This window comes from Limosilactobacillus secundus, from assembly GCF_020784695.1.
Taxonomy (GTDB): Bacteria; Bacillota; Bacilli; order Lactobacillales; family Lactobacillaceae; genus Limosilactobacillus; species Limosilactobacillus reuteri_F.
Genome location: NZ_JAJGUA010000024.1, coordinates 78,431 through 100,107, shown reverse-complemented (window position 1 = coordinate 100,107; position 21,677 = coordinate 78,431). Strand labels below are relative to the sequence as shown.

Here is a 21,677-nt window from a genome sequence, read left to right as displayed (position 1 = left end):
TTGATGTCAAAAAAAATACTTGCAATTAATTCTGGTAGTTCATCAATTAAGTTTAAGCTTTACTTGATGCCGGAAGAGAAACTATTAATTAGTGGTTCTGCTGAAAATCTTGGTTCTTCGACAAGTCAGCTTTCATATAAAACTGACACAACGAGTGAAACTAGACAAATTCCGCTGAAAAATCACTCAGAGGCAATTGATCAGATTATTGATATTTTAATGTCCAGTGGCGTCGTTAAGGATAAATCTGAAATTTACGGTGTAGGACACCGAATTTCACATGGTGGGAGCTACTATACTCATGCAGTAGCAGTCACTCCAGAAGTAGAAAAACGAATTGATGAATTAAAAGTACTATCTCCATTGCATAATCCTAATGGTCTAGCAGGAATTAAAGCATTTGAAAAATTCCTTCCTAATGCAAAAGAAGTTGTGACTTTTGATAACTCATTTCATCATACTATTCCGAAAAAAGCTTATATGTATGCTTTGCCATATAAATTTTATGAGAAATACCAAATCAGGCGTTATGGTTTTCACGCCCCTTCTCATCAATATGTTTCTGAAAAAGCCCGAGAACTTTTTGGAAAAGAAAAAACTCGCCGGATGATTACATGTCATCTAGGAAATGGTTCAAGCATCTCAGCAATTTTGGATGGTAAATCTGTTAATTCTTCAATGGGATTTACGCCATTAGCTGGTGTTGTAATGGGAACGCGATGTGGAGACATTGATCCAGAAATTATTCCCTTTCTTGAAGAAGAACTCAATATTGATTCACATGAAATGCGCCGAATAATGAATGAAAATTCTGGATTAAAGGGACTTTCGGGTATCTCAAATGATGAACGAGAAATTGAAAGTGCAGCAAAAAATGGTAACGAACGTGCACAATTAGCCTTAGATGTATTCGTACATTCAATTCAACAATATATCGGTGCCTACACAACTGATCTTGATGGATTAGATACATTGGTATTTACAGCCGGAATTGGTGAACATGCGCCATATATTCGAAGTCAAATTTGTAAGAATCTTGACTTTCTTGGAGTCAAAATTGATGAAGAGAAGAACAAGAATAATGAATTAAGTATTGAAACTGCGGATAGTAAGGTTAAAGTAGCAGTTATTCCAACTAATGAAGAAATTATCATTGCTCGTGATGTAATGAAGGTAACTCAACAATAAGATGGGGATGGTGTTATGACTAGGCAAGATATCAAACGGACAATTCAGGAATATGTTCCTGGAAAACAAGTGACATTGGCTCATATTGTAGCCAATCCCACACCTGATATCTATGAAAAGTTAGGGATTCAAACCCCTAAAAATGCACTAGGAATATTAACAATAACGCCTAGTGAAGCCTCGATTATTGCTGGTGATATTGCAACAAAATCTAGCAACGTAACGTTAGGGTTTATCGATCGTTTTAGTGGTTCGGTTGTAATTGTGGGAGAAGTTTCCGAAGTTGAGTCTGCCTTACGCCACGTTGTTGAGAAACTGCAAATGTTACTAGGATTCGATGTTCCTGAAATTACACGAACATAGTATTAGAAGTGTATTCATTTACTTTAACGTGTAGTAGGTGAATACACTTTTTAGAAAGGAGGGAGATGCAATTTGGCGAATCATCAACGAATCCTAACATTTGAAAATGGTTTTAATTTTCGAGATCTTGGTGGTTATAGAACTATTGATGGCAAGAGTTTGAAATGGAATAATCTTGTTCGTTCTGCGCATCTCTCCTATTTTACGCATGCTGAGCAAAGAAAGCTTTATGGATATGGTATTAGAACAATTATTGATTTTCGTTCAACTTCCGAAGTGGCTTTGTATCCCGACCGATTAACATCATTAATGAATTATATCCGGATTCCAGTCTTTGAGAATGATCTTACTGAAAGTAATATCAGTATTACCGAAGCACGAAAAAACTTTTCAAAGGATCCACAAGCGGGTTTTAATCGCATGATGGAAGTATATTGTCAATTTGTTACTGACGAGAAAGCACAAGAAGCATTTCACAATTTTATTAAAAAATTATGTCTACATTCAGCACAGGGTGGCGTTTTATTTCATTGTTCTGCTGGGAAAGACCGTACTGGTTTGGGAGCAATTTATTTATTAAATCTTCTACAAGTTCCAGCGAATATAATTTATCAAGATTATATTTTAACTAATAAAGCATCAACACAAAGGATAAAGGAACGATTGCGCTATGCTGTGAAGAATGACTTGGGTGATAACTATCTTCACTCAATTTACGATCTTTCAACAGCAAATAGGTGTTATTATAATCAGGCAATCTCTCTTATTAATAATAAATATGGTGGAATAACTTCCTACTTGAAAGATGTATTACAAATTAGCAATTCAATGGTTGAACAACTAAGATACTTATATTTAACAAAGTGAATTTAGGCTTAGTAAAATTTAAAAGTCATTGATATAATAATGGCTAAAAAAGAGGCTAAAATTGAATAGCCTCTTTATATACATAATTATTATGGGTGGATGGTACTAATGACAACTTTTTTTTAATTCGTCACGGGGAAACCTATGCTAATCGATTGAACTATATTCAGGGTACACTAAATGATGGGTTAACAAGTTTAACCAAACGGGGAATGCTGGAGGCAACAAATTATCAAAAATTATTTGATAATAATCAAATTGATTATGTCTACACAAGTCCATTAAGACGAGCTGTGAAAACTGGTGAGATCATTTGTGCGACGACTAATATTAAGCTCCGAGTAGATGAACGTTTAGCAGAAATATCTTATGGTAAATGGAATGGAGCAGATATTAGTAAATTAAAACAACAGTATTCGAGATATTTTGATGTTGAAACGAATGACGTACGCCCACATTCAATTTTGATAAATCAAGGCGAGGCATTTGAACATGCTCGTACGCGAATATGGTCGTTTTTATTGGATGTATCTCACAAATATCCACAAAAAAATATTTTAATAATTACCCATGGTTGGATAATAAAGAACATCATTTCATTATGTTTGGAAAATATTGATGGGACGGCATTCAAAAATCCCAATAATTTAAGCATTAGCAAGATTCAATTGAACCCAGCCTTAAAGCAACAACGAATATGTTATTATAATCGACCATTTGTAGGGACGATGGTGTTATGAGTCTTATTGCAATTCTGTTAATATTTACGGGACTTAATATTGATACATTTATTGCATTATTATTTCTTTTAAGAAACTACAATTATCGGTTACCAATTCTTGGCTTTGGAACAGCAACGCTTATTTTATGGATCCTGGGAGTAGTTTTAGGGAAAGGACTAGCTTTTCTTTTTCCTGATTGGATTACGGGATTTATGGGTATTGTTCTGATTTTTATAGCGCTCTTTGAACAAGATGATGAAAAAAAGACAACTAATCCAGGTTTTTTCTCATTATTTCTATTTTGCCTAAGTCTTGGTGGAGATAATCTTGCTGTTTATATTCCTTGGGTGGTTAACCTTAGCTGGAGTCAGATTGTATACGTAGGAGTAATTTTTGAAATTTGTTCTGTCTTATTAATTCTATTAGGAAAACTATTTGTTTCCGTAAAACCTGTGGCACACTTACTGGAAAAATATGGCAATTATGGAAGTAAAATTGTTTATGTTTTAGCGGGTTTATATATTATTTGGAATAGTCATTTAATTAGTCACCTTATTAGAATCTTTAATTAAGTTCAGCAACTAGTTTATCAATGTTAATATTTTCAACTGCCGAAACAGAAATTACCTTTTTTACACCAGCGCTTAACAGAAGGTTCTTGGAATATTCAATATCGGCGGGATCTTTTACAAGGTCAATCTTTGTAATTACCCCTAAAGTAGGTTTAGAAAACATTGAACAGAAGCCGGCTGGGAAAACAAGTCGTTTGTCAACAGCGCTTTGTAATAAGACAACAATATCAGCATCCATTGAGGTTACACGCAACGTACTCATCATATTGTGGTGCTCCATGTATTCACCTGGTGTATCAATAATATTGGACGAGAATTCAATTGCTTGTGTTTTATTATATTTGATTTGTTGATTTTCTAACCGTTGCGTAAGGGTTGTTTTGCCACATGCGATTGCTCCAATAAACATAGTTCGTTTCATAATTAAATACCTCCACCAACTCTACAAAAATGTACTATTCATCTGTATTATAATAAAAGCGGTTACACATAGCCATAGATATTAAAAAGATTAGTGAGGAATTATAAATGCTAACAGCACACGTAGTTTATGCCACAATGACTGGTAATAATGAAGAAGTAGCAAATATTGTATGTGATAGTCTAACCAATTTAAATGTTAAAGTTACGGAGTCTGAAATATCGCAAACCGATGTAGCGGATTTTATGAAGGCCGACATTTTAGTTGTTTGTGCTTATACGTATGATGAAGGAGCAATGCCAGAAGAGGGGCTTGATTTTTATGATGATTTACAATCAACAGATTTAACTGACAAAGTCTATGGTGTTGCAGGTTCTGGCGATAAATTTTATGGTGAGTATTTTAATACTACTGTTGATCATTTTGATGATGCCTTTAAAAAAGCTGGTGCTACGCCAGGTGCTGCGAAAGTAAAGATTGATCTTGAACCGTATGAAGAAGATATAGAACGTTTGAACAAGTTTGCGGAAGAACTAGTAAAAACCGCCTCGAAGTAACTGCAGAGAAGGGATGATAAAATGGCAAAGGTTGGTGTATTGGTCGGTAGTTTAAGTACTAATTCCTATAGTAGAAAGGTTGCAGAGTATTTTACTTCATTGCCAAGTACCTTACAATTTGTGGAACTAAAGTATTCTATGTTGCCATTTTATAATCCTGACTTTGAGCATCAAGATACGCCGATTGAATGGCAAGCTTTTCGTAAAGCAGTTGATAGTATGGATGCATTACTAATAGTGACACAGGAATATAATTATTCGTTACCCGGGGGATTAAAGAATGCATTAGATGTTCTCTCGGTTCCTTCACCGAATCAGCATTTAATAGGAAAACCTGTTTTAGCAATTACTGATTCAGCTGGAGAAAAAGGCGGAATAATAGCTAATGCCCATCTTCATCAAGTACTCCGTTATCTGGGAATGAAAGTAATGAATTGTACGATTGCAATTGGTAATGTTCAATCTGTTTTTAAAAACGGTGATAATCATGATCCCAAATTAGCTAAAAGATTACGTGAGGATATTGAAGATTTTGAACGATTTATCAATGAAAGTAGCTTATCGCATCAATCATGTGTTGATATGACTTATAAGTTTAGCTATCAACCTGGAGAATTAGCTTTACTAAATGATAAAGGCGAGAAAATTGCTACAATTGAGTTAAGAAATTTAAAAAATAAGGTTATTGCAATTGAAGAAGTTCAAGTTAATGAAAATTATCGTGGTCAAGGATTAGCCAATGAGATTATGACCTTGCTAATGTGGCTAGTAGAAGGAGCTGACAGTAAGGTGAAAGCTAACTGTCCATTTGCCAAAAGTTATCTTGAAACTCGTCCACAATTTAATAATATTGTTGAGGAATAAAAAGAACCGAGATTTTTTTATCTCGGTTCTTTTTAATGGAAAACATCTTTACTGTTTCGATATAGCATATCTGGTTGTTGTTCTAAGTAGTTAGCATACCGAGCTGCTGCAAAAAAGTAATCTGAAAGACGATTAATAAAGATTAGCACGTCTTGATTGATTTGGGTCTCCTGCATTAATTGAACAATTTGACGTTCAGCACGTCGCGTAATGGTTCGTGCCACATGAAAGGCAGATGCTAGCTGCGTTCCACCAGGAAGAATAAATTTCTTTACTGCCGGAACAGCTTGAGTATAATTATCAATTTTTTCTTCTAGCCAAGCTGTTGGTTGTTCTTGTTTAAATTTAAAAGAATGGCGTTCATCCTCTGCTGGCGTTGCTAAATCATGCCCGCAATCAAATAATAACTGTTGGATTTCTTCTAATTCATCAGCTAAAGCTTGAGTATGTGAATTAATTAACGACTTTGTATAGCCTACCCAAGAATTTAATTCATCAACTTCGCCATATGCTTCGACCTGTGGATCACTTTTATAGAGAATCTGCTTGCCAATAATTCTAGTTTGCCCCTTGTCGCCATTTTTTGTATAAATCTTCACTGTTTATCTGTCCTCTCGATTATTTTGTTTTATTCTATCCTAAAATGAGCAATTGTAATAACGCTTTCATAATAATCTATTAAATAATACTAATTTTTTTAAAATTAAACAAAAAAATAACTATTACAAGAGCTGAATACTAATTTAAAAGGAAAATTATAAAAAAATACAAATAATATAACAAAAAAATGCCAAAACATGGACTGCAAGAAAAGATTGGTAATGTTTTTTTAACTTATTCAAACACTAATGATGCTTATTCATCTTATATGTTGTTAAGTATTGAACTATTAAGTTGAAAATCGTAATTTTATAGGTGAAAAAAGTTAGAAAACGGTTTCTTTAAATTGGTAGGTGATTTTTTGGAAAATAGTATCCATCATGGTGGGAATATTGAGCAAGCTGCTACGCAACTAAATATTCCTGTTGAAGAGGTTAAAGATTTTAGTGCAAATATTAATCCTCTGGGTTTTCCATCAGATTTATGGAATGTGTTGGTCCAATCTTTTGCTAATATTGAAGTTTATCCCAACCCAGAGTATCCGGGATTGAAAGCAGCAATTGCTAATCATTTTAATGTTAATAATGATGATGTATTTGTCGGTAATGGGGCATCGGAAGTATTAGATGAGACGATTCGAGCTGAAAAAGCGACGGATGCATTAGTTTTAGCGCCTACATTTGGTGAATATGAACGGCTATTTAATCGTATCGGAATAAATGTTCATCATTATCAATTACACGAAGAAAATAATTTTTTATGTGATATTCCAACTATGATTGAACAACTAAAAACGCATCATGAAATTACAATTGTTTGCATAACAAGCCCTAATAATCCGACAGGTCAAATAATAGCGCTAAAGGATCTTCGTAAATTAGTTAACTTTTGTAATCAACATCACCGTCTTTTGATCTTAGATGAAGCTTTTATCGACTTGACCGTTAATGAACAAGAAAGCTTTATTAATAAGCTTGAACCTAAGGACAATGTTTATATTATTCGAGCAGCTACTAAATTTTTTGCAATTCCAGGTTTAAGGCTAGGGTATTGCATTACCAAAAATGAAAAATTAAAAAAGTTACTTAAAGTTCAAGAAAATACTTGGTCAGTAAACGGTATTGCAGACGTTTTCGGTCAGAATATGTTTAGAGCGAAGAAATATATTAAATTAACGCATGACTGGTTAAACATTCAGCAACCAGCGTTATATCAGGCATTACAAGAAATATCTGAAATAAAAGTTTTTCCAAGTACTACTAACTTCTTTTTATTTAAAAGTAATGATTTGGCATTAAGAGAAAAAATGATTAGGCACCATATTCTGATTCGCCAATGTGATGATTACGTTGGGCTGGGACCACAGTATTACCGAGTGGCTGTTAAGGGACCACAGGATAACGTTTTATTAGTCAAGACATTAAAGCAAGTGTTAGGGCGTGAGTCGTGATGAAAAAATTTCTAATTGCTGGTGTAACAAGTGGATCTGGAAAAACTACTGTTGTTTTAGGTATTTTAAAAGCTTTAAATGAAAAATATAACATTCAGTCGTATAAGGTTGGACCGGATTATGTCGATACAAAATTTCATACAAGAATAACTAACCGTCCAACACGGAACCTTGATAACTATCTCGTACCTGATCCTCAAGTTTTGAACTATCTTTTTACCGCTGATACGGAAAATATTGATTTAGGAATCGTTGAAGGTGTGATGGGACTGTATGATGGCTTAGGAACGAATAAAGATGCTTATTCAACAGCTAGTATTGCTAAACAATTAAATATCCCAGTTATTTTAGTTATTAATGCTAGAGCAACATCAACATCAGCGGCTGCAATTTTAAAGGGTTTAATAGGTTTTGATGAAAAAGTACCGATAAAGGGAGTAATCGTTAACAACGTGATGAGTGAAAATCATTACAAGCTAGTTGCTGGGGCAATTCACCGTTATCTCAATCTTCCTGTTTTAGGATATTTGCCCCATGACGCAACAATAAGTTTACCTTCCCGGCAACTAGGACTTGTTCCTGATGATGAGTTACCAGACGTTGACAGAAAAATAGCAAAAATTGCTGAAAGCGTAAAGAAACATGTTGACCTAGATAAGCTGTTATCACTGGCCGCACCAACCCCTAAAATATTTGCAGATCCATTTGATATTCAGCGGGTAAACCTTCGTCTAGGAATTGCTAAGGATGAAGCATTCAATTTTTACTATGCTGACAATTTACGATTGCTGAAAAAAGCAGGTGTGAAGCTAGTTCCATTCAGTCCCATTAATGACCAGCATTTACCGAAGGTGGATGCTTTATATTTCGGTGGCGGTTATCCCGAAGAATTTGCTTCGGAATTGGCAGCAAACCAACCTTTAAAACGAGAAATTCGTGAATTTTCATTAGCAGATAAGCCAATTTATGCAGAATGTGGCGGGTTAATGTATCTCGGCAAGGTATTAAAGCAAGGAGAAGATGAATTTCCTATGGTCGGGATCTTTAATGGTGTAAGTGAGATGACACCACGGCTTAAAAAATTTGGCTATTGTGAGGCCTATCCGCAGATAAATTGTTTATTAGGAAATAAAGATCAAAAAATAGTTGGTCATGAATTCCATCATTCTACGTTTAAACAATTAGATCAACAATTAAAACCAGTTCTAATAATGAAGAAAGTTCGTGATGATCAAGTCGTTGACACCTGGTTAGGCGGATATCAGGTTAGAAGGACATTTGCAAGTTATTTACATGTTCATTTTTATCAAGACGCCAAGTTGTTTACTCAATTTCTAAGTAATTTAGGAGCTGATTCCCAATGAACATTTTCATTATGATTTTGCTTGCATTTTTCCTGGACCTCTTACTTGGAGACCCCCACTCATGGCCCCATCCAGTTAAATCGATTGGGTGCTTAATTGCATGGCTAACAAAATGTTTCAATCATCCCAACTACTCATCAAGAAAGAAAAAGTGGCTTGGGGCATTAACCTGGTTAATAACGGTAGGTGGCTCAGGACTAATTACGTATGTTGGCATGAAAATTGCATCAATTAATTACTATTTGTACATGGTCGTTGGAACTTACCTGAGTTATACCTGTATTTCCGCTCGTCAACTAGCGATTGAAGCAGAAAAAATTATGAAGAGCCTTAAGCAAAATAACTTAAAGAAAGCTCGTCACCAAGTGGGAATGATTGTTGGACGTGATACTAATCAATTAAGTGCTGAAGAGGTAACAAAAGCAACGATTGAAACGGTTGCTGAAAATACTAGTGATGGTGTAATCGCGCCACTGTTCTTTCTGGCAATTGGTGGTCCGGTTTTAGGAATAATGTATAAAGCCGTAAATACTTTAGATTCAATGATTGGTTATCAGAATGAAAAATACCGCGCTTTTGGGAAAGTGTCTGCCCAAATTGATGATATTGCAAATTATATTCCAGCACGAATCACATGGTTATTACTGATTATTAGTAGCTGGTTATTACGTGATGATACTCGGGAGGCAATTGCTGTAGGTGAACGTGATTGCGAGAAACATTTAAGTCCTAATAGTGCTTTTAGTGAAGCGGTTGTTGCAGGCGCCTTACATTTGCAATTAGGTGGTCCCCATTATTATTTTGGCGAATTAGTAAAAAAACCGTACATCGGTAATGATCATCTTGTAATTGCTGCCAATTGGCATTTAAAAAGAACGATTACAATGTTGTACCTTACATCATTCTTGGGATTATGTGGATTTGAACTTATACGATTCTTAATAGTTTGGAAGTGAAGAAAATGGAAAAAGAAAGCTATATTACAGTACCTCATAAAATAACGGACAGAAGTTTTCAAATCATTCAAGAAGAGATCGAAAAAATTGATCCGCATTATAAATTTGATAGTCCATTACAAGAAGCAGTAATCAAAAGGGCAATTCATACGACGGCAGATTTTGATTATTTGAAAAATTTGAAATTTACGCATGATGTATTAAATAAATTAAAACATGTCCTATTAAATCACGGGGTTATCTATACCGATACCACAATGGCCTTATCAGGAATTAACAAACGGCGCCTTGATAAATTAGGTGTTGATTATCATTGCTTAATCCGGGATCCACGGGTAATTCAATTAGCCCAAGAAAAGGGAATTACCCGTTCAATGGCGGCTGTTGAAATTGCTGCTAACGATCCACGAGAAAAGATATTTATTGTTGGAAATGCACCAACTGCTCTTTGTAAAATCATTGAACTCGTTAATGATGGACAACTTAAAGTGGCTGCTGTAATTGGTGTTCCAGTTGGCTTTGTTGAAGCTGCTGAGAGTAAGCAAGCTTTGTATGAATCAGATATACCCGCAATTGCTGCTCTAGGGCGAAAAGGGGGGAGTAATCTTGCTGCAGCCCTTATTAATGCGGTGATGTATAACATGGATATTAAGAATTTAGGTGATGAGTATGGCCGCCACACCAAATAATAACGCTGAGGATAATTTTGTTTATTACAATGGGCGAAAATTACGAAAGGGTTTTACAACCGGCACCACTGCTACTGCGGCAACTGTAGCTGCTATCAGGACTTTGTTGAATCAAGAACCACAAGAAACAGTTACTGTTCATGCTGCTAATGGAAAGATTGCGATCTTTGATGTCGAGCAAACTGACTTTGATAAAAAAACAGCCAGTTGCGCCATAAAAAAAGATGGTGGTGATGATCAAGATGCAACAGATGGAGCGCTTATCTTTGCCACAGTCAGTTTACGTTCCGATAATGAAATTCATTTAGACGGTGGAAAAGGAGTCGGGCGCGTAACTAAAGAAGGACTAGCAAATAAACCGGGGACGCCAGCGATTAACCCTACACCACGGCGCGTGATTAAAGAAGCGGCCCGAAAAGAGTTAGGGCCTGATCTTGGTGTAAACATTGTTATTTCTGTACCAGAGGGCGAAAAAATAGCCAAATTAACCTACAATCCGCGACTTGGAATTGTTGGTGGAATTTCTATTCTAGGAACCAGTGGAGTTGTTACTCCAATGTCTGAATCAAGTTGGAAGCACTCAATTTCAATTGAAATGAACATTCACCGTAAACGAGGTGATAAAGCAATTGTTTTAGTACCAGGAAATTATGGTGAAGACTTTGCTACAGATGAGCTAGGAATTGTTGATGGTAAGATTGTCCAAATGAGTAACTTTGTTGGTTATGTTCTTCATGAAACACAACGCTTAAAGTTCAATAAAGTCTTAATCGTTGGTGATCTTGGCAAAATGATCAAAGTTGCTGCAGGAATCTTTTCAACGCATAGCAAAGATGCTGATGCACGAGCAGAGGTTATGGTTGCAAATCTGGCATTAATGGGTGGCGTACCGACTGAATTTCTGCGAAAAATTAATAACTGCTTAACTACTATTTCTATGATTAAACTTATTAATCAAGCTGGCTATCAGGATGTTTATCAAATTATTGTTGACAAAATTAAAAAACGGACAGAAAAACTTTTAGCCCATCGGGAACCACACATTGAAATTGATGCAGTGATTTTTTCACGAGAAACTGGCTTTTTAGCGGCAAGTAAACCCGTACAAGAGATTAAGGATGAGTGGCAATGATAGTGGTATTAGGAATTGGCCCTGGTAATGAAAATTATCGTTTGCAGGGGATGACAAAATATTTGTCTAAAGCCGATGTTGTGATTGGTTCAAAACGGCAACTAATGACAATTCCTGCAGTTCCTGCTAGTAAGAAAATGGCTTTACCAAGGTTAGCAGCCTTGAAGACTTATTTTGAAGAACATCCAGGCCAAAATAATGTGTTATTAGCATCAGGAGACCCACTGTTATATGGGATTGGGACCTGGATAACGTCTAACATCCATAATCAAAAACTAAAAATTGTTCCCGGAATTAGTTCTATTCAGTACATGTTTCACCAGTTGAAATTGTCAATGAATGATTGCTATTTAACAAGTAGTCACGGGCGAAACCCTGATTTCGACTTTTTATTACAACATTCTAAAGTCGGCATGGTTACTGATCAGCAACTGGGACCATTTGAAATTGGGCAAGAGATTAGGAAACGGGGATTGCACCGCAAAATTTATGTTGGGGAACGACTAAGCTATCCAGATGAAAAAATAACGCAATATGATGAAACAACGGTTGAGCAACGAAAATATGAGATGAATGTGGTGGTTATTACAAATGCGTGATGATGAATTTTTAAGAAATAAGGTTCCAATGACAAAATCAGAAGTTCGAGCAATCAGTATTGATAAATTGGAACTTAGTGATAAAAATACTTTTCTTGATGTTGGGGCTGGAACAGGAAGTGTCAGTATTCAAGCGGCTCGCGAATTTCCAAATTTAAATGTAACAGCAATTGAAATGAACACTGCGGGAATTGACATTATCGAACAAAATATTAATAAGTTTAACTTACATAATATCAACTTAATCAAGGGAATCGCTCCTCAAGATATTCCTAATCAGAAATATGATGCAATTTTTGTTGGTGGTAGCGGAGCACAATTAGATGGAATTATTAAGTTTGCTAGCACACATTTAACAGTTAACGGAACAATAGTCCTGAACTTTATTTTGTTTGAAAACGCAATGCAAGTCGAAAAGTTGTTAACAGCAGCAGGCTTCAAGAAAATTGAAATGGTTGAGGTTGGTATATTGCGTTGGCACCAATTAGGGAAAGGGCATTTCTTTAAACCAAATAATCCAACAATTATCGTTAATGCTAAAAAATAGAAAGGATTGATTAATTATGGCAATTGTTAGTTTTGTAGGAGCTGGTCCGGGTGAAACAGACCTTATTACGTTAAAGGGATACAAGTTATTGGCGGCAGCTGATGTTGTAATCTATGCTGGATCGCTAATTAATAAAGATCTATTGAATTACTGTAAAGTAGATGCTGAAAAATATGATAGCGCCAAAATGACGCTAGACGATATTGTGGACCGGATGGAAGAAGCAGTAAAAGATGGAAAATCAGTTGTCCGGTTACAAACAGGTGATTTCTCAATTTATGGTTCGATTCGCGAGCAAATTGAAGAAATGAAAAAACGTGGTATTAAGTACCAATGCGTTCCTGGTGTTAGTTCATTCCTCGGTGCCGCGTCAAGCATGGGCGTAGAATATACGGTTCCCGAAGTAGCGCAAAGTGTAATTATTACGCGTATGGCAGGACGGACACCTGTGCCAGAGAAAGAATCCTTAAAGTCTTTAGCACAACATCAAACTTCAATGGTGATTTTCTTGTCTGTTCAAGGCATTAAGAAAGTTGTTTCGCAATTAGAAGAGGGAGGATACCCGGAAGACACACCAGCAGCCGTTATCTATAAAGCAACTTGGCCAGATGAAAAGATCGTTAGAGGAACATTAAGTGATATCGCTGAAAAAGTTCATGATACTGACATTCGACGGACAGCATTGATTATGGTTGGTAAGTTCTTAGGTGATGAATATAATTATTCTCATTTATATGACGCAGGTTTCAGTACAATGTTCCGGAAAAAGAGTAAGTAATTATGAAAAATCTTGCTGTGATTGCTTTAACCCAGGGTGGTGCTTCGATGGCAAGAAGTTTGCAAAGCCGGGTAAAAAAGCAGGGATATAAAGTAGACCTTGTTTTACCTCAACGCTTAGCTCAAGATGATGAAAACTATTATTCACGAGGTGCTTTTACTGCAACAATCCACCATCTTTTTAAAAAATATGATTGTATCGTTTGCATTATGGCAACGGGAATTGTAGTTCGCGCATTGGCTGATGTGATTATTGATAAAACAATTGATCCAGCAGTTATTGTAATGGACGAAAAGGCACAGCATGTTATTAGTTTACTTTCTGGACATGTCGGTGGAGCTAATGAATGGACAAGGTTGATTGCTAGATTAATGGGATCAGAACCAGTAATTACAACCGCAACTGACACAGAAAAAGTTCAGTCGTTGGATATTTTGGCTAAAAAGGTCAATGGATGGTACCCCAACTTTAAAGAAAATACAAAAGCAATCAATCGTCGCTTAGCAGAAGGAAAAGTTGTGGAGCTCTTTATTGAGCCGTACTTAACCCGATATATTAACCAGTTCAGTGGATTTAAGGTATTAACTAGGATTAAAGACCATGAACCGGGAATACCATTGATTATTGTTTCAGATCACACTGGTTTTTCTAAAAGTTCTGATGTGATTCATGTAGTCCCTCGGGTAAATATCTTAGGAATTGGGTGCAGAAAAGATATCACAACTGCAATGATGCAACAAGCATTTACAGAATTTTGCCAACAACATCAATTGTTGTGGAAATCATTCATTAAGGTAGCATCAATTGATATTAAAAGGCATGAGGGAGCAATTCAATATTTAGCAACAACCTTAGGAATTGAAGCTGAATTTTATCCAGCTGCAGAGTTACAAGAAGCTAGTCAAAATTATCCAGAATCTGCTTTTGTAAAAAAGACAGTGGGAGTTGGTAATGTTGCGTGTGCTGCTGCTGATTATGCTAGTGGAGAACGGAATGTAACACAACGGTATGCAAATCATGAAATTACACTGGCGCTTAGCCGCTTACATGAAGTTTAGGAGGAATTGAAAATGTTATATGTAGTTGGATTAGGACCTGGATCAAAAGAATTGATGACCGAAGAAGCACGAGAAGTAATCGAAAAGACACATACAATTGTCGGGTATGCAACTTATGTGCGGTTAATTGAAGATATGATTGATGGGAAAGAACTTGTTGTTACCGGGATGCGAGGCGAAATTGAACGGTGTAAAAAAGCTCTTGAGATCGCCGCAACCGGAAAAGATGTTGCAATTATTTCTAGCGGGGACGCTGGAATCTATGGGATGGCTGGTTTGATTTTGGAACTTGCCGGTAAAATGGATCAACATATTGATATTAAAGTGATTCCTGGTGTGACAGCAAGTATTGCAGCTGCTGCTCATTTAGGTGCGCCATTAATGAATGATTTTTGTCATATCAGTTTGAGCGACTTGATGACGCCGTGGGAAGTTATTACTGAACGTGTCGATGCTGCAGCTAAAGCAGATTTTGTAATTTGTCTCTATAATCCACGAAGTAAAGGTCGTCCGCATCATTTACGAAAAGCCCTCGATATTATCTTGAAATATAAATCTCCAGATACAATTGTTGGAATTGGGAAAGATGTTGCACGACCAAAAGAAATCGACAAGATAACGACGATTGCTGATCTTGATGAAACAGAAATTAATATGACCTCAATTGTTATTGTCGGTAATAAGAATACTTATGTTGAAGATGGACGGATGATTACCCCACGAGGATATACACTATGATTTTACTATTAGGTGGCACAACTGAAAGCTTAGAGGTAGCGGATAAATTAAGTGATGCAAAAGTTCCATTCATTATCTCGGTTATTAGTGATTATGGAGCTGAGTTAGCGGCGAAACATGGGGAAAATGTTATTAAAATTACCTTCACTACTGAGAATTTCTCCTCATTCTGTCGTGACCACCATATTAAACTTATTTTAGACGCAACCCATCCCTTTGCCCGGGTAATTTCAGAATTAGCAATTAATGAAGCGCAAAGCCTTAAGATTCCATATTTAAGATTTGAACGCCCAAATAGTTACAGTAAAGATGCAAATCTTAAACTGGTTAATTCACTAGAAGAAGCGTGTCAGATATTAAAGAAGGTAAAAGGAAAAATATATTTGTCAACTGGGAGTAAAACTGCCTCTGCCTATGCTGAGCAATTAGGAGTTGATCGCTTGCATGTCCGCGTTTTGCCAACAACTAAAGTAATGGAAAAACTAACTAATGCTGGTTTCATCGCTTCGCAAATTGATGCCATCCAAGGTCCGTTTTCAAGAGCCTTAAATATAGAATTATTTAAACATGCTAATGCAAAAATTGTGGTGACAAAAGAGAGTGGTCGCCAAGGTGGAGTTCAAGAAAAGATAGGTGCTTGTCAACAATTAGGAATTCCTTGCATAATTATTCGTCGACCAAAAATAAACTATCCACACATGGTTTCAAGTTTACAGGAATTGGAGAAGTACTTGGAGGAAAACAATGAATGGTAGAGTAACACTTCTAGGTGCTGGACCGGGTAATCCAGAATTATTAACGTTAATTGGCAAGCGGCGATTAAATGAAGCGGATGTTGTCTTGTATGACCGGTTAATTGATCCTTCATTATTAGCATTTACAAATAATGAGGCGGAATTGATCGATGTTGGAAAATTACCCCTACATCATAAGGTTAAGCAGTCAAAAATCAATGAAATGTTAGTTGATTATGCTAAGCAAGGCAAAAAGGTCGTTCGACTAAAAGCTGGGGATCCTTATGTCTTTGGCCGAGGTGGTGAAGAGGCACAGGTATTACAACAGTGTGATGTTAACTTTGAAGTTATTCCAGGGATTACTAGTGCAATTGCTGGGCTAGCTGCAGCAGGGATTCCCATAACTCACCGTGACTATGCTTCAAGCTTTCATATTATCACTGGTCATCATAAAAAGAATGGTCAGCAACTGGACTGGGAAAATATTGCTCACCAAGAAGGAACAATCGTCTTTTTGATGGGAATGGCACAACTCCCCAATATTTGTCAACAGTTAGTCGAACATGGTAGGTCATCGCAAACACCTGTAGCAATAATACAGTGGGCTACTCAATGGCGACAAAAGATGGTTATTGGCAATTTGGAAAATATCAATGAATTGGTTGCTCGACATCAACTTTCATCGCCAGCATTAATTGTTGTAGGTCAAGTTGTTAAATTGAGTAAGCAATTAAATATCAATAAACCATTGACCGGTGTGCATTTATTAATTCCTTTTAGTGAACATCAACGCCTTTTTAATTCATTAGAAGATTTAGGTGCAACTGCTGACTTTTACCAGCGTGCTTTAATCGAGCCATTAGAAGTGACTCTTCCTTCCGTCGATGAATACGATGCGATTATTGTGGATGATGTCCTTGCTTATCATCAATTTATTACCCTCTTAATAAAGAATGGTATTGATGTTCGACAACTTATAGGTAAAAAAATTATTACTGGTAATCATCGAGTGGCTCAGGTATTACAGAAAACAGGGATCTTAGCAATAACAGATATGCCGCAAGATATACCAGTGAAAAGAACCATTGAAATTGGTGGCAGTAAACCAACATATAGTATTGGAACTTTTCTTAGCTTATATGAAAAGAAGAAACGGTCGCTTGTGTTACCGTTTGACCTTAAAGAATTCAGTGCTGTCATTTTTCCAAGTACTGCTAGTATAAATGACTTTTTAGCTTCATTAAGCAAAGAACAGCTATCACAAGTATCAATGTTAAAAGCATTTACAATGGGGAAAAAAGTTCAACAAGCTGCAATTCAAGCTGGCTTTGGTCATGTGGTTATATGTCCACCAGACGTAAAGAAGACAGTTATTCAGGTCAAGGAGGAATTTATGCATGACTAAAAAGGCAATTTTGGCAGTAAGTTTTGGAACAACATTTCCAGAAACACGACAAAAAACAATCGGAGCTACAGAAAAAGCGATTGGGGCTGCGTTTCCAGATTATGACGTCTTTAGGGCATTTACATCTAGAATCGTTCGGCAACGAATTGAAAAAAATGAAGGAATTCGAATTGATGATGTCGATACAGCACTGTCAAAATTACGTGATCAGGGATACACAGAAGTATATGTCCAATCTTTACATGTTATTCCAGGGATTGAATATAACTTAGTATGTGATGCGGTTAATCGTTATAAAGAAAAATTTTTGAAAATTAAAGTAACAGCGCCTTTATTAGAGACGTTTGAAGATTTTCAACACTTAGTTGTATTCCTACAGAAGCAAAGTGAATATTTACCATCTGGGAAAGCCGTTTTATGGATGGGCCACGGAACAGCGCATAGTGCTTTTACAACTTATGCTTGCTTGGATCATATGTTATATGGTTCAAAAAGTTATGTAGGTGCAGTAGAAAGTTATCCAGATATTAATAACGAAATTAAGCGTCTTCGCCATGCTCATATTAATAAGGTTTATTTACAGCCATTAATGATGGTTGCAGGAAACCATGCTCATAATGATATGGCTTCGGATGATTCGAAATCTTGGAAGAGCATCTTAAAAGAGAATGGAATAACTGCCCATCCTGTATTGAAGGGATTAGGCGAATTTCCAGAAATTCAAAATATGTTTATTGCAAAGCTAAAGCCGGTTGTCGAAGAAGGTGATTAAAATGGCTAGTTTTTATGGGATTGGAGTTGGCCCTGGAGATAGTGAACTTTTAACGATAAAAGCAGTTAATACAATAAAAAAGCTTGATATTTTATATGCTCCCCAAGCTCATAAAGGTGGTAGAAGTGTAGCTGAAAATATCGCTGCACCGTATTTACCAGCGAATTTAAAAATAAAGCGACGACATTTTCCAATGATTAATGATTGGGAAAAGAAGATAAAAAGCTGGCAAGAAATTGCTGAAGAGATTGCTAAAGATGTTAAAAATGATAATAATGTTGGTTTTTTGACCCTTGGTGATCCATCTGTTTATAGCACTTTTAGTTATATTGCGGAAATGTTAGCAGAACGGATTGATATCCAGACGATTGCGGGGATCTCATCATTCAGTCAAATTGCAGCCAGCCTCTCTGTTCCCCTAATGTTAGATGAAGAAAGTCTTGAAATTATTCCAGCGACTGCTGATATTACACAATTGGAAAAAGCAATCGACCTTAACGATAATGTGGTAATTATGAAAATTGCTACTAGGTTTGCTCAGGTTTATAAGATATTGGAACAGCGAGACTTATTGAGTAAAACGATTGTTGTTGAAAATGCTTCAATGGAAAAACAAAAGAAGCAACGATTAATTGATTATTCAATTAATGACAAACTGCCTTATTTTTCTACGGCTTTATTAAAGAAGGAAAACAAAAATGTTAAAAGTAATTAAAAAATATCGTAAGTTTATTACTTTCCTTATGATTGGACTAGTTTATACCCTTGCTTATCCTGCCACAGCTCATGCAATGCATATTATGGAAGGAATGCTTCCGCCACGCTGGTGTATTTTCTGGTATGCAGTGTCACTTCCGTTCTTCATTTATGGTCTTTATCGAATGTATAAGATTGTAAATTCTGGTGTTCCTAATGCCAAGGTAATGTTGGCCCTTTGTGGTGCGTTTGTCTTTGTTTTATCTTCATTGAAATTGCCTTCAGTAACTGGTTCTTGTTCGCACCCTACTGGAGTTGGTCTAGGAACAGTATTGTTTGGCCCTGGAGTAATGTCAGTTCTTGGCGTTATTGTGTTGCTGTTCCAAGCATTGTTATTAGCACATGGAGGTATAACAACGCTTGGTGCTAATGAATTTTCAATGACAATTGTTGGCCCAATTGTTGGTTATGCAGTTTGGAAATTATGTCGAGCAATGAAAGTTAGTCGTTCAGTTTCACTATTTTTGTGTGCGATGTTTGCTGACTGGTCTACGTATGTAACTACCGCTTTTCAATTAGCAATTGTTTTCCCTGATCCGAATGGTGGAGTTGCAGCAGCGCTAATCAAATTCCTAAGTATTTACGCTATTACTCAAATTCCATTGGCAATAGCAGAAGGATTGCTTACGGTTATTGTTTATAACTTGGTAATCAGTAACGATTTATGGAAGGAGTCAGCCCTACAATGAAAAAACGAACAAAAACTAATATTATCCTAGCAATTTGTGTAATTCTTTTGGTATTGATTCCTTTTATTTTTGTTAAAGGAGAATATAGCGGGAGTGATGACCAAGGAACAGAGCAAATAAAGAAATTTGATCCAAGTTATAAAGCATGGGCGCATCCTGTCTGGACTCCACCATCGGGAGAAATCGAAAGTTTATTGTTTACTGTGCAAGGTTCACTGGGGACAGGAATTATTTGTTATTTTATTGGGGTTGCTCATGGTAAAAAGAAAGCTCAACAAAATAAAACCAAACAGACTGTAAAACAATAGTAAAGGCTGGTGACTTATTAATGTTGAGTATCGATAAATATGCTTATGAAAATCGAATTGTTAATTGGTCGCCAAAGTTAAAAGCTTTTTTATGGTTAGTAGGAATGGTTTTAGCTTTCCAGCCAATTCAATGGATTAAAGTAATTGTCCTATTTACAGTAGCAGGTATCACCATTTACGTAACTAATGTTTCATTTAAGCGTTATATTAGTTGGTTTTATGCAATTATTCCTTTTGTAGTTTTAAGTATCATTGGAATTGTTGTAACTATTTCTTCTCAACGCTCTACCCTTATTGGACCGATAAAACTTGGAAATGTTTATCTTGGATTGGCAAAAGTAATGATGCCTAAAGCTGGGCAGGTAGCATTGCAATGTATGACAGCAATTGTCTGTACGTACTGGTTTGCGTTAACAACCCCATTTATTCAAATTTTACAGGTACTAAAAGCTATGCATCTGCCACGAGTAATGATTGAAGTAACGATGCTAATGTATCGTTTCATCTTTATCTTTATTGATGCTTTTGAGCAGATTCACCGTGCTCAACGATTACGGTTCGGCTATGACTCTTTTAGTTTAATGATTCATTCATCTGGAATTTTAGCAAAAATGTTATTTGAACAAGTCATTATAAATTATCAAATGATGACTAAAGCACTCGATGCTAAGCTATATAATGGTGATTTTTATCTTTAGGAGGAGCAATAATGATTGAATTGAGGCATGTAAGCTTTAGCTATGACGATAAGCATAAAATATTGGACGATGTTTCAATGAAGCTCGGTCAAGATAATCAATCAGTTATTGGCATTATCGGTCATAATGGTGCAGGGAAATCAACGCTTTTCTTGAATTTGGTTGGTGAATTAAAACCAACAGCAGGTGAGATTTTTGTTGATGGTCACAAAGTTGAATATTCTAAAAAAGGACTTCGAAATTTACGGCGAAAAATAGGAATTGTTTTTCAAAATTCTGATCAGCAAATCTTCTACTCAATAGTGAAAGATGACGTTGCGTTTGCTTTGAGAAATTTAAAAGTTTCTAATGATGACATTAAGCAACGTGTCGAAAGGGTTTTACGTGAATTAGATATTTCAAACTTAAAGGATCAACCTATTCAATACCTTAGTGGTGGTCAGAAAAAACGGGTTGCCATTGCGGGTATTATGGTGATTGGCTCTGAATGGATCTTACTTGATGAACCAACTTCTGGTTTGGACCCAGATGGTAGGTTAAGAATGAAAAAATTGATAAAGAAGTTAATTGCCAATGGTCAAAAAATTATTCTCTCTAGTCATGATATGGACTTTATGTATGAAGTATGTGACTATTTTTACCTTTTGGGAAATAATCGGATTCTTAAAGAGGGAAATAGAGAAAACGTTTTTAATGATGAACAGTTATTAAAGGAAAATAACCTGGAACAACCGTGGCTAGTTAAGATTCACCAAAAATTAGGATTGCCTTTATATACAACGGAACAGGAATTATTTGCCGAACAAGGTAAGTAAACATATAAAAACTCAAAGGCTGAACTTTTAAAACA

27 protein-coding genes are annotated in these 21,677 nt (G+C 36.0%); 25 read left to right on the top strand and 2 right to left on the bottom strand.

The window, feature by feature from the left end:
• Positions 1–3 precede the first annotated feature (3 nt).
• From LMB57_RS02170 to LMB57_RS02150, 5 genes are all read left to right on the top strand, one after another.
• On the top strand, positions 4–1,188 hold the full coding sequence (locus tag LMB57_RS02170; RefSeq protein ID WP_229271436.1) for an acetate/propionate family kinase: 1,185 nt from the start codon (positions 4–6) through the stop codon (positions 1,186–1,188).
• Between the two features lie 15 nt (positions 1,189–1,203).
• Entirely contained in the window at positions 1,204–1,551 is a 348-nt protein-coding gene (locus tag LMB57_RS02165) for a BMC domain-containing protein (RefSeq protein ID WP_229271435.1), read from the top strand.
• 72 nt (positions 1,552–1,623) lie between these two features.
• A complete protein-coding gene (locus LMB57_RS02160; protein WP_229271434.1) occupies positions 1,624–2,418 on the top strand; it encodes a tyrosine-protein phosphatase in 795 nt (264 codons plus the stop codon).
• Between the two features lie 95 nt (positions 2,419–2,513).
• A complete protein-coding gene (locus LMB57_RS02155; RefSeq protein ID WP_229278221.1) occupies positions 2,514–3,158 on the top strand; it encodes a histidine phosphatase family protein in 645 nt (214 codons plus the stop codon).
• Positions 3,155–3,712, top strand: a complete 558-nt coding sequence (locus LMB57_RS02150) for a cadmium resistance transporter (protein ID WP_229271432.1) — start codon at positions 3,155–3,157, stop codon at positions 3,710–3,712. The genes LMB57_RS02155 and LMB57_RS02150 overlap by 4 nt, the downstream gene beginning before the upstream one ends.
• Here the strand turns inward: LMB57_RS02150 and LMB57_RS02145 are convergent.
• Positions 3,705–4,133 (bottom strand): EutP/PduV family microcompartment system protein, encoded by a 429-nt coding sequence (locus tag LMB57_RS02145; RefSeq protein ID WP_229271431.1) that lies wholly within the window; start codon positions 4,131–4,133, stop codon positions 3,705–3,707. The genes LMB57_RS02150 and LMB57_RS02145 overlap by 8 nt on opposite strands.
• A 107-nt stretch (positions 4,134–4,240) precedes the next feature.
• On the opposite strand from LMB57_RS02145, the gene LMB57_RS02140 reads away from it, so the two are divergent.
• Both LMB57_RS02140 and LMB57_RS02135 read left to right on the top strand, forming a co-directional pair.
• Positions 4,241–4,690, top strand: coding sequence for a flavodoxin (locus tag LMB57_RS02140; protein ID WP_229271430.1), 450 nt, complete (start codon positions 4,241–4,243; stop codon positions 4,688–4,690).
• Positions 4,691–4,711: 21 nt separating this feature from the next.
• Entirely contained in the window at positions 4,712–5,554 is an 843-nt protein-coding gene (locus tag LMB57_RS02135) for a GNAT family N-acetyltransferase (RefSeq protein WP_229271429.1), read from the top strand.
• A 32-nt stretch (positions 5,555–5,586) separates the two neighbouring features.
• Here the strand turns inward: LMB57_RS02135 and LMB57_RS02130 are convergent, their stop codons facing one another.
• Positions 5,587–6,153, bottom strand: a complete 567-nt coding sequence (locus tag LMB57_RS02130) for a cob(I)yrinic acid a,c-diamide adenosyltransferase (RefSeq protein ID WP_229271428.1) — start codon at positions 6,151–6,153, stop codon at positions 5,587–5,589.
• 362 nt (positions 6,154–6,515) lie between these two features.
• Here LMB57_RS02130 and cobD point away from each other — a divergent pair, with 362 nt between their 5' ends.
• The 18 genes from cobD to LMB57_RS02040 are packed head-to-tail and all read left to right on the top strand — an operon-like array spanning position 6,516 to position 21,642.
• Positions 6,516–7,604, top strand: coding sequence for a threonine-phosphate decarboxylase CobD (gene cobD / locus LMB57_RS02125; RefSeq protein WP_229271427.1), 1,089 nt, complete (start codon positions 6,516–6,518; stop codon positions 7,602–7,604).
• A complete protein-coding gene (locus tag LMB57_RS02120; protein ID WP_229271426.1) occupies positions 7,604–8,968 on the top strand; it encodes a cobyrinic acid a,c-diamide synthase CobB in 1,365 nt (454 codons plus the stop codon). Before cobD ends, LMB57_RS02120 begins: the two co-directional genes overlap by 1 nt.
• On the top strand, positions 8,965–9,924 hold the full coding sequence (gene cbiB, locus LMB57_RS02115; RefSeq protein WP_229271425.1) for an adenosylcobinamide-phosphate synthase CbiB: 960 nt from the start codon (positions 8,965–8,967) through the stop codon (positions 9,922–9,924). Before LMB57_RS02120 ends, cbiB begins: the two co-directional genes overlap by 4 nt.
• Before the next feature lie 5 nt (positions 9,925–9,929).
• Positions 9,930–10,613, top strand: coding sequence for a cobalt-precorrin-8 methylmutase (locus LMB57_RS02110; RefSeq protein ID WP_229271424.1), 684 nt, complete (start codon positions 9,930–9,932; stop codon positions 10,611–10,613).
• A complete protein-coding gene (gene cbiD / locus LMB57_RS02105; RefSeq protein WP_229271423.1) occupies positions 10,594–11,745 on the top strand; it encodes a cobalt-precorrin-5B (C(1))-methyltransferase CbiD in 1,152 nt (383 codons plus the stop codon). The genes LMB57_RS02110 and cbiD overlap by 20 nt, the downstream gene beginning before the upstream one ends.
• Positions 11,742–12,344: a cobalt-precorrin-7 (C(5))-methyltransferase gene (locus tag LMB57_RS02100; RefSeq protein WP_229271422.1), complete on the top strand. Its 603-nt coding sequence runs from the start codon at positions 11,742–11,744 to the stop codon at positions 12,342–12,344. Before cbiD ends, LMB57_RS02100 begins: the two co-directional genes overlap by 4 nt.
• Entirely contained in the window at positions 12,337–12,891 is a 555-nt protein-coding gene (locus tag LMB57_RS02095) for a decarboxylating cobalt-precorrin-6B (C(15))-methyltransferase (RefSeq protein ID WP_229271421.1), read from the top strand. The genes LMB57_RS02100 and LMB57_RS02095 overlap by 8 nt, the downstream gene beginning before the upstream one ends.
• Positions 12,892–12,907: 16 nt before the next feature.
• On the top strand, positions 12,908–13,669 hold the full coding sequence (locus tag LMB57_RS02090; RefSeq protein ID WP_229271420.1) for a cobalt-precorrin-4 methyltransferase: 762 nt from the start codon (positions 12,908–12,910) through the stop codon (positions 13,667–13,669).
• A 2-nt stretch (positions 13,670–13,671) separates the two neighbouring features.
• Positions 13,672–14,727, top strand: coding sequence for a cobalt-precorrin 5A hydrolase (locus LMB57_RS02085; RefSeq protein WP_229271419.1), 1,056 nt, complete (start codon positions 13,672–13,674; stop codon positions 14,725–14,727).
• A 12-nt stretch (positions 14,728–14,739) separates the two neighbouring features.
• Complete coding sequence (cobJ, locus tag LMB57_RS02080; RefSeq protein WP_229271418.1) at positions 14,740–15,465, top strand: precorrin-3B C(17)-methyltransferase; 726 nt, start codon at positions 14,740–14,742, stop codon at positions 15,463–15,465.
• Positions 15,462–16,220 (top strand): precorrin-6A reductase, encoded by a 759-nt coding sequence (gene cobK / locus LMB57_RS02075; protein ID WP_229271417.1) that lies wholly within the window; start codon positions 15,462–15,464, stop codon positions 16,218–16,220. The genes cobJ and cobK overlap by 4 nt, the downstream gene beginning before the upstream one ends.
• Positions 16,210–17,604, top strand: coding sequence for a uroporphyrinogen-III C-methyltransferase (gene cobA, locus LMB57_RS02070; RefSeq protein WP_229271416.1), 1,395 nt, complete (start codon positions 16,210–16,212; stop codon positions 17,602–17,604). Before cobK ends, cobA begins: the two co-directional genes overlap by 11 nt.
• Entirely contained in the window at positions 17,597–18,376 is a 780-nt protein-coding gene (locus LMB57_RS02065) for a sirohydrochlorin cobaltochelatase (RefSeq protein WP_229271415.1), read from the top strand. Before cobA ends, LMB57_RS02065 begins: the two co-directional genes overlap by 8 nt.
• Before the next feature lies 1 nt (position 18,377).
• A complete protein-coding gene (locus LMB57_RS02060) occupies positions 18,378–19,091 on the top strand; it encodes a cobalt-factor II C(20)-methyltransferase (protein WP_229271414.1) in 714 nt (237 codons plus the stop codon).
• Positions 19,075–19,821 carry an energy-coupling factor ABC transporter permease gene (locus LMB57_RS02055; RefSeq protein WP_003669133.1) on the top strand — a complete coding sequence of 249 codons (747 nt, stop codon included), beginning with the start codon at positions 19,075–19,077 and terminating at the stop codon, positions 19,819–19,821. Before LMB57_RS02060 ends, LMB57_RS02055 begins: the two co-directional genes overlap by 17 nt.
• On the top strand, positions 19,818–20,129 hold the full coding sequence (locus LMB57_RS02050; RefSeq protein WP_229271413.1) for an energy-coupling factor ABC transporter substrate-binding protein: 312 nt from the start codon (positions 19,818–19,820) through the stop codon (positions 20,127–20,129). Before LMB57_RS02055 ends, LMB57_RS02050 begins: the two co-directional genes overlap by 4 nt.
• A 20-nt stretch (positions 20,130–20,149) precedes the next feature.
• Entirely contained in the window at positions 20,150–20,827 is a 678-nt protein-coding gene (gene cbiQ / locus LMB57_RS02045; protein WP_003669129.1) for a cobalt ECF transporter T component CbiQ, read from the top strand.
• 11 nt (positions 20,828–20,838) lie between these two features.
• Positions 20,839–21,642, top strand: a complete 804-nt coding sequence (locus tag LMB57_RS02040; RefSeq protein ID WP_229271412.1) for an energy-coupling factor ABC transporter ATP-binding protein — start codon at positions 20,839–20,841, stop codon at positions 21,640–21,642.
• Positions 21,643–21,677 lie beyond the last annotated feature (35 nt).

Excerpts from the sequence above, each read along its gene's own strand:
- LMB57_RS02170 (WP_229271436.1), top strand. The coding sequence starts at position 4 with ATGTCAAAAAAAATACTTGCAATTAATTCTGGTAGTTCATCAATTAAG.
- LMB57_RS02165 (WP_229271435.1), top strand. The coding sequence starts at position 1,204 with ATGACTAGGCAAGATATCAAACGGACAATTCAGGAATATGTTCCTGGA.
- LMB57_RS02150 (WP_229271432.1), top strand. The coding sequence starts at position 3,155 with ATGAGTCTTATTGCAATTCTGTTAATATTTACGGGACTTAATATTGAT.
- LMB57_RS02145 (WP_229271431.1), bottom strand. The coding sequence starts at position 4,133 with ATGAAACGAACTATGTTTATTGGAGCAATCGCATGTGGCAAAACAACC.
- LMB57_RS02140 (WP_229271430.1), top strand. The coding sequence starts at position 4,241 with ATGCTAACAGCACACGTAGTTTATGCCACAATGACTGGTAATAATGAA.
- LMB57_RS02135 (WP_229271429.1), top strand. The coding sequence starts at position 4,712 with ATGGCAAAGGTTGGTGTATTGGTCGGTAGTTTAAGTACTAATTCCTAT.
- LMB57_RS02120 (WP_229271426.1), top strand. The coding sequence starts at position 7,604 with ATGAAAAAATTTCTAATTGCTGGTGTAACAAGTGGATCTGGAAAAACT.
- cbiB (WP_229271425.1), top strand. The coding sequence starts at position 8,965 with ATGAACATTTTCATTATGATTTTGCTTGCATTTTTCCTGGACCTCTTA.
- LMB57_RS02110 (WP_229271424.1), top strand. The coding sequence starts at position 9,930 with ATGGAAAAAGAAAGCTATATTACAGTACCTCATAAAATAACGGACAGA.
- cbiD (WP_229271423.1), top strand. The coding sequence starts at position 10,594 with ATGGCCGCCACACCAAATAATAACGCTGAGGATAATTTTGTTTATTAC.
- LMB57_RS02100 (WP_229271422.1), top strand. The coding sequence starts at position 11,742 with ATGATAGTGGTATTAGGAATTGGCCCTGGTAATGAAAATTATCGTTTG.
- LMB57_RS02095 (WP_229271421.1), top strand. The coding sequence starts at position 12,337 with ATGCGTGATGATGAATTTTTAAGAAATAAGGTTCCAATGACAAAATCA.
- LMB57_RS02090 (WP_229271420.1), top strand. The coding sequence starts at position 12,908 with ATGGCAATTGTTAGTTTTGTAGGAGCTGGTCCGGGTGAAACAGACCTT.
- LMB57_RS02085 (WP_229271419.1), top strand. The coding sequence starts at position 13,672 with ATGAAAAATCTTGCTGTGATTGCTTTAACCCAGGGTGGTGCTTCGATG.
- cobJ (WP_229271418.1), top strand. The coding sequence starts at position 14,740 with ATGTTATATGTAGTTGGATTAGGACCTGGATCAAAAGAATTGATGACC.
- cobK (WP_229271417.1), top strand. The coding sequence starts at position 15,462 with ATGATTTTACTATTAGGTGGCACAACTGAAAGCTTAGAGGTAGCGGAT.
- cobA (WP_229271416.1), top strand. The coding sequence starts at position 16,210 with ATGAATGGTAGAGTAACACTTCTAGGTGCTGGACCGGGTAATCCAGAA.
- LMB57_RS02065 (WP_229271415.1), top strand. The coding sequence starts at position 17,597 with ATGACTAAAAAGGCAATTTTGGCAGTAAGTTTTGGAACAACATTTCCA.
- LMB57_RS02060 (WP_229271414.1), top strand. The coding sequence starts at position 18,378 with ATGGCTAGTTTTTATGGGATTGGAGTTGGCCCTGGAGATAGTGAACTT.
- LMB57_RS02055 (WP_003669133.1), top strand. The coding sequence starts at position 19,075 with ATGTTAAAAGTAATTAAAAAATATCGTAAGTTTATTACTTTCCTTATG.
- LMB57_RS02050 (WP_229271413.1), top strand. The coding sequence starts at position 19,818 with ATGAAAAAACGAACAAAAACTAATATTATCCTAGCAATTTGTGTAATT.
- cbiQ (WP_003669129.1), top strand. The coding sequence starts at position 20,150 with ATGTTGAGTATCGATAAATATGCTTATGAAAATCGAATTGTTAATTGG.
- LMB57_RS02040 (WP_229271412.1), top strand. The coding sequence starts at position 20,839 with ATGATTGAATTGAGGCATGTAAGCTTTAGCTATGACGATAAGCATAAA.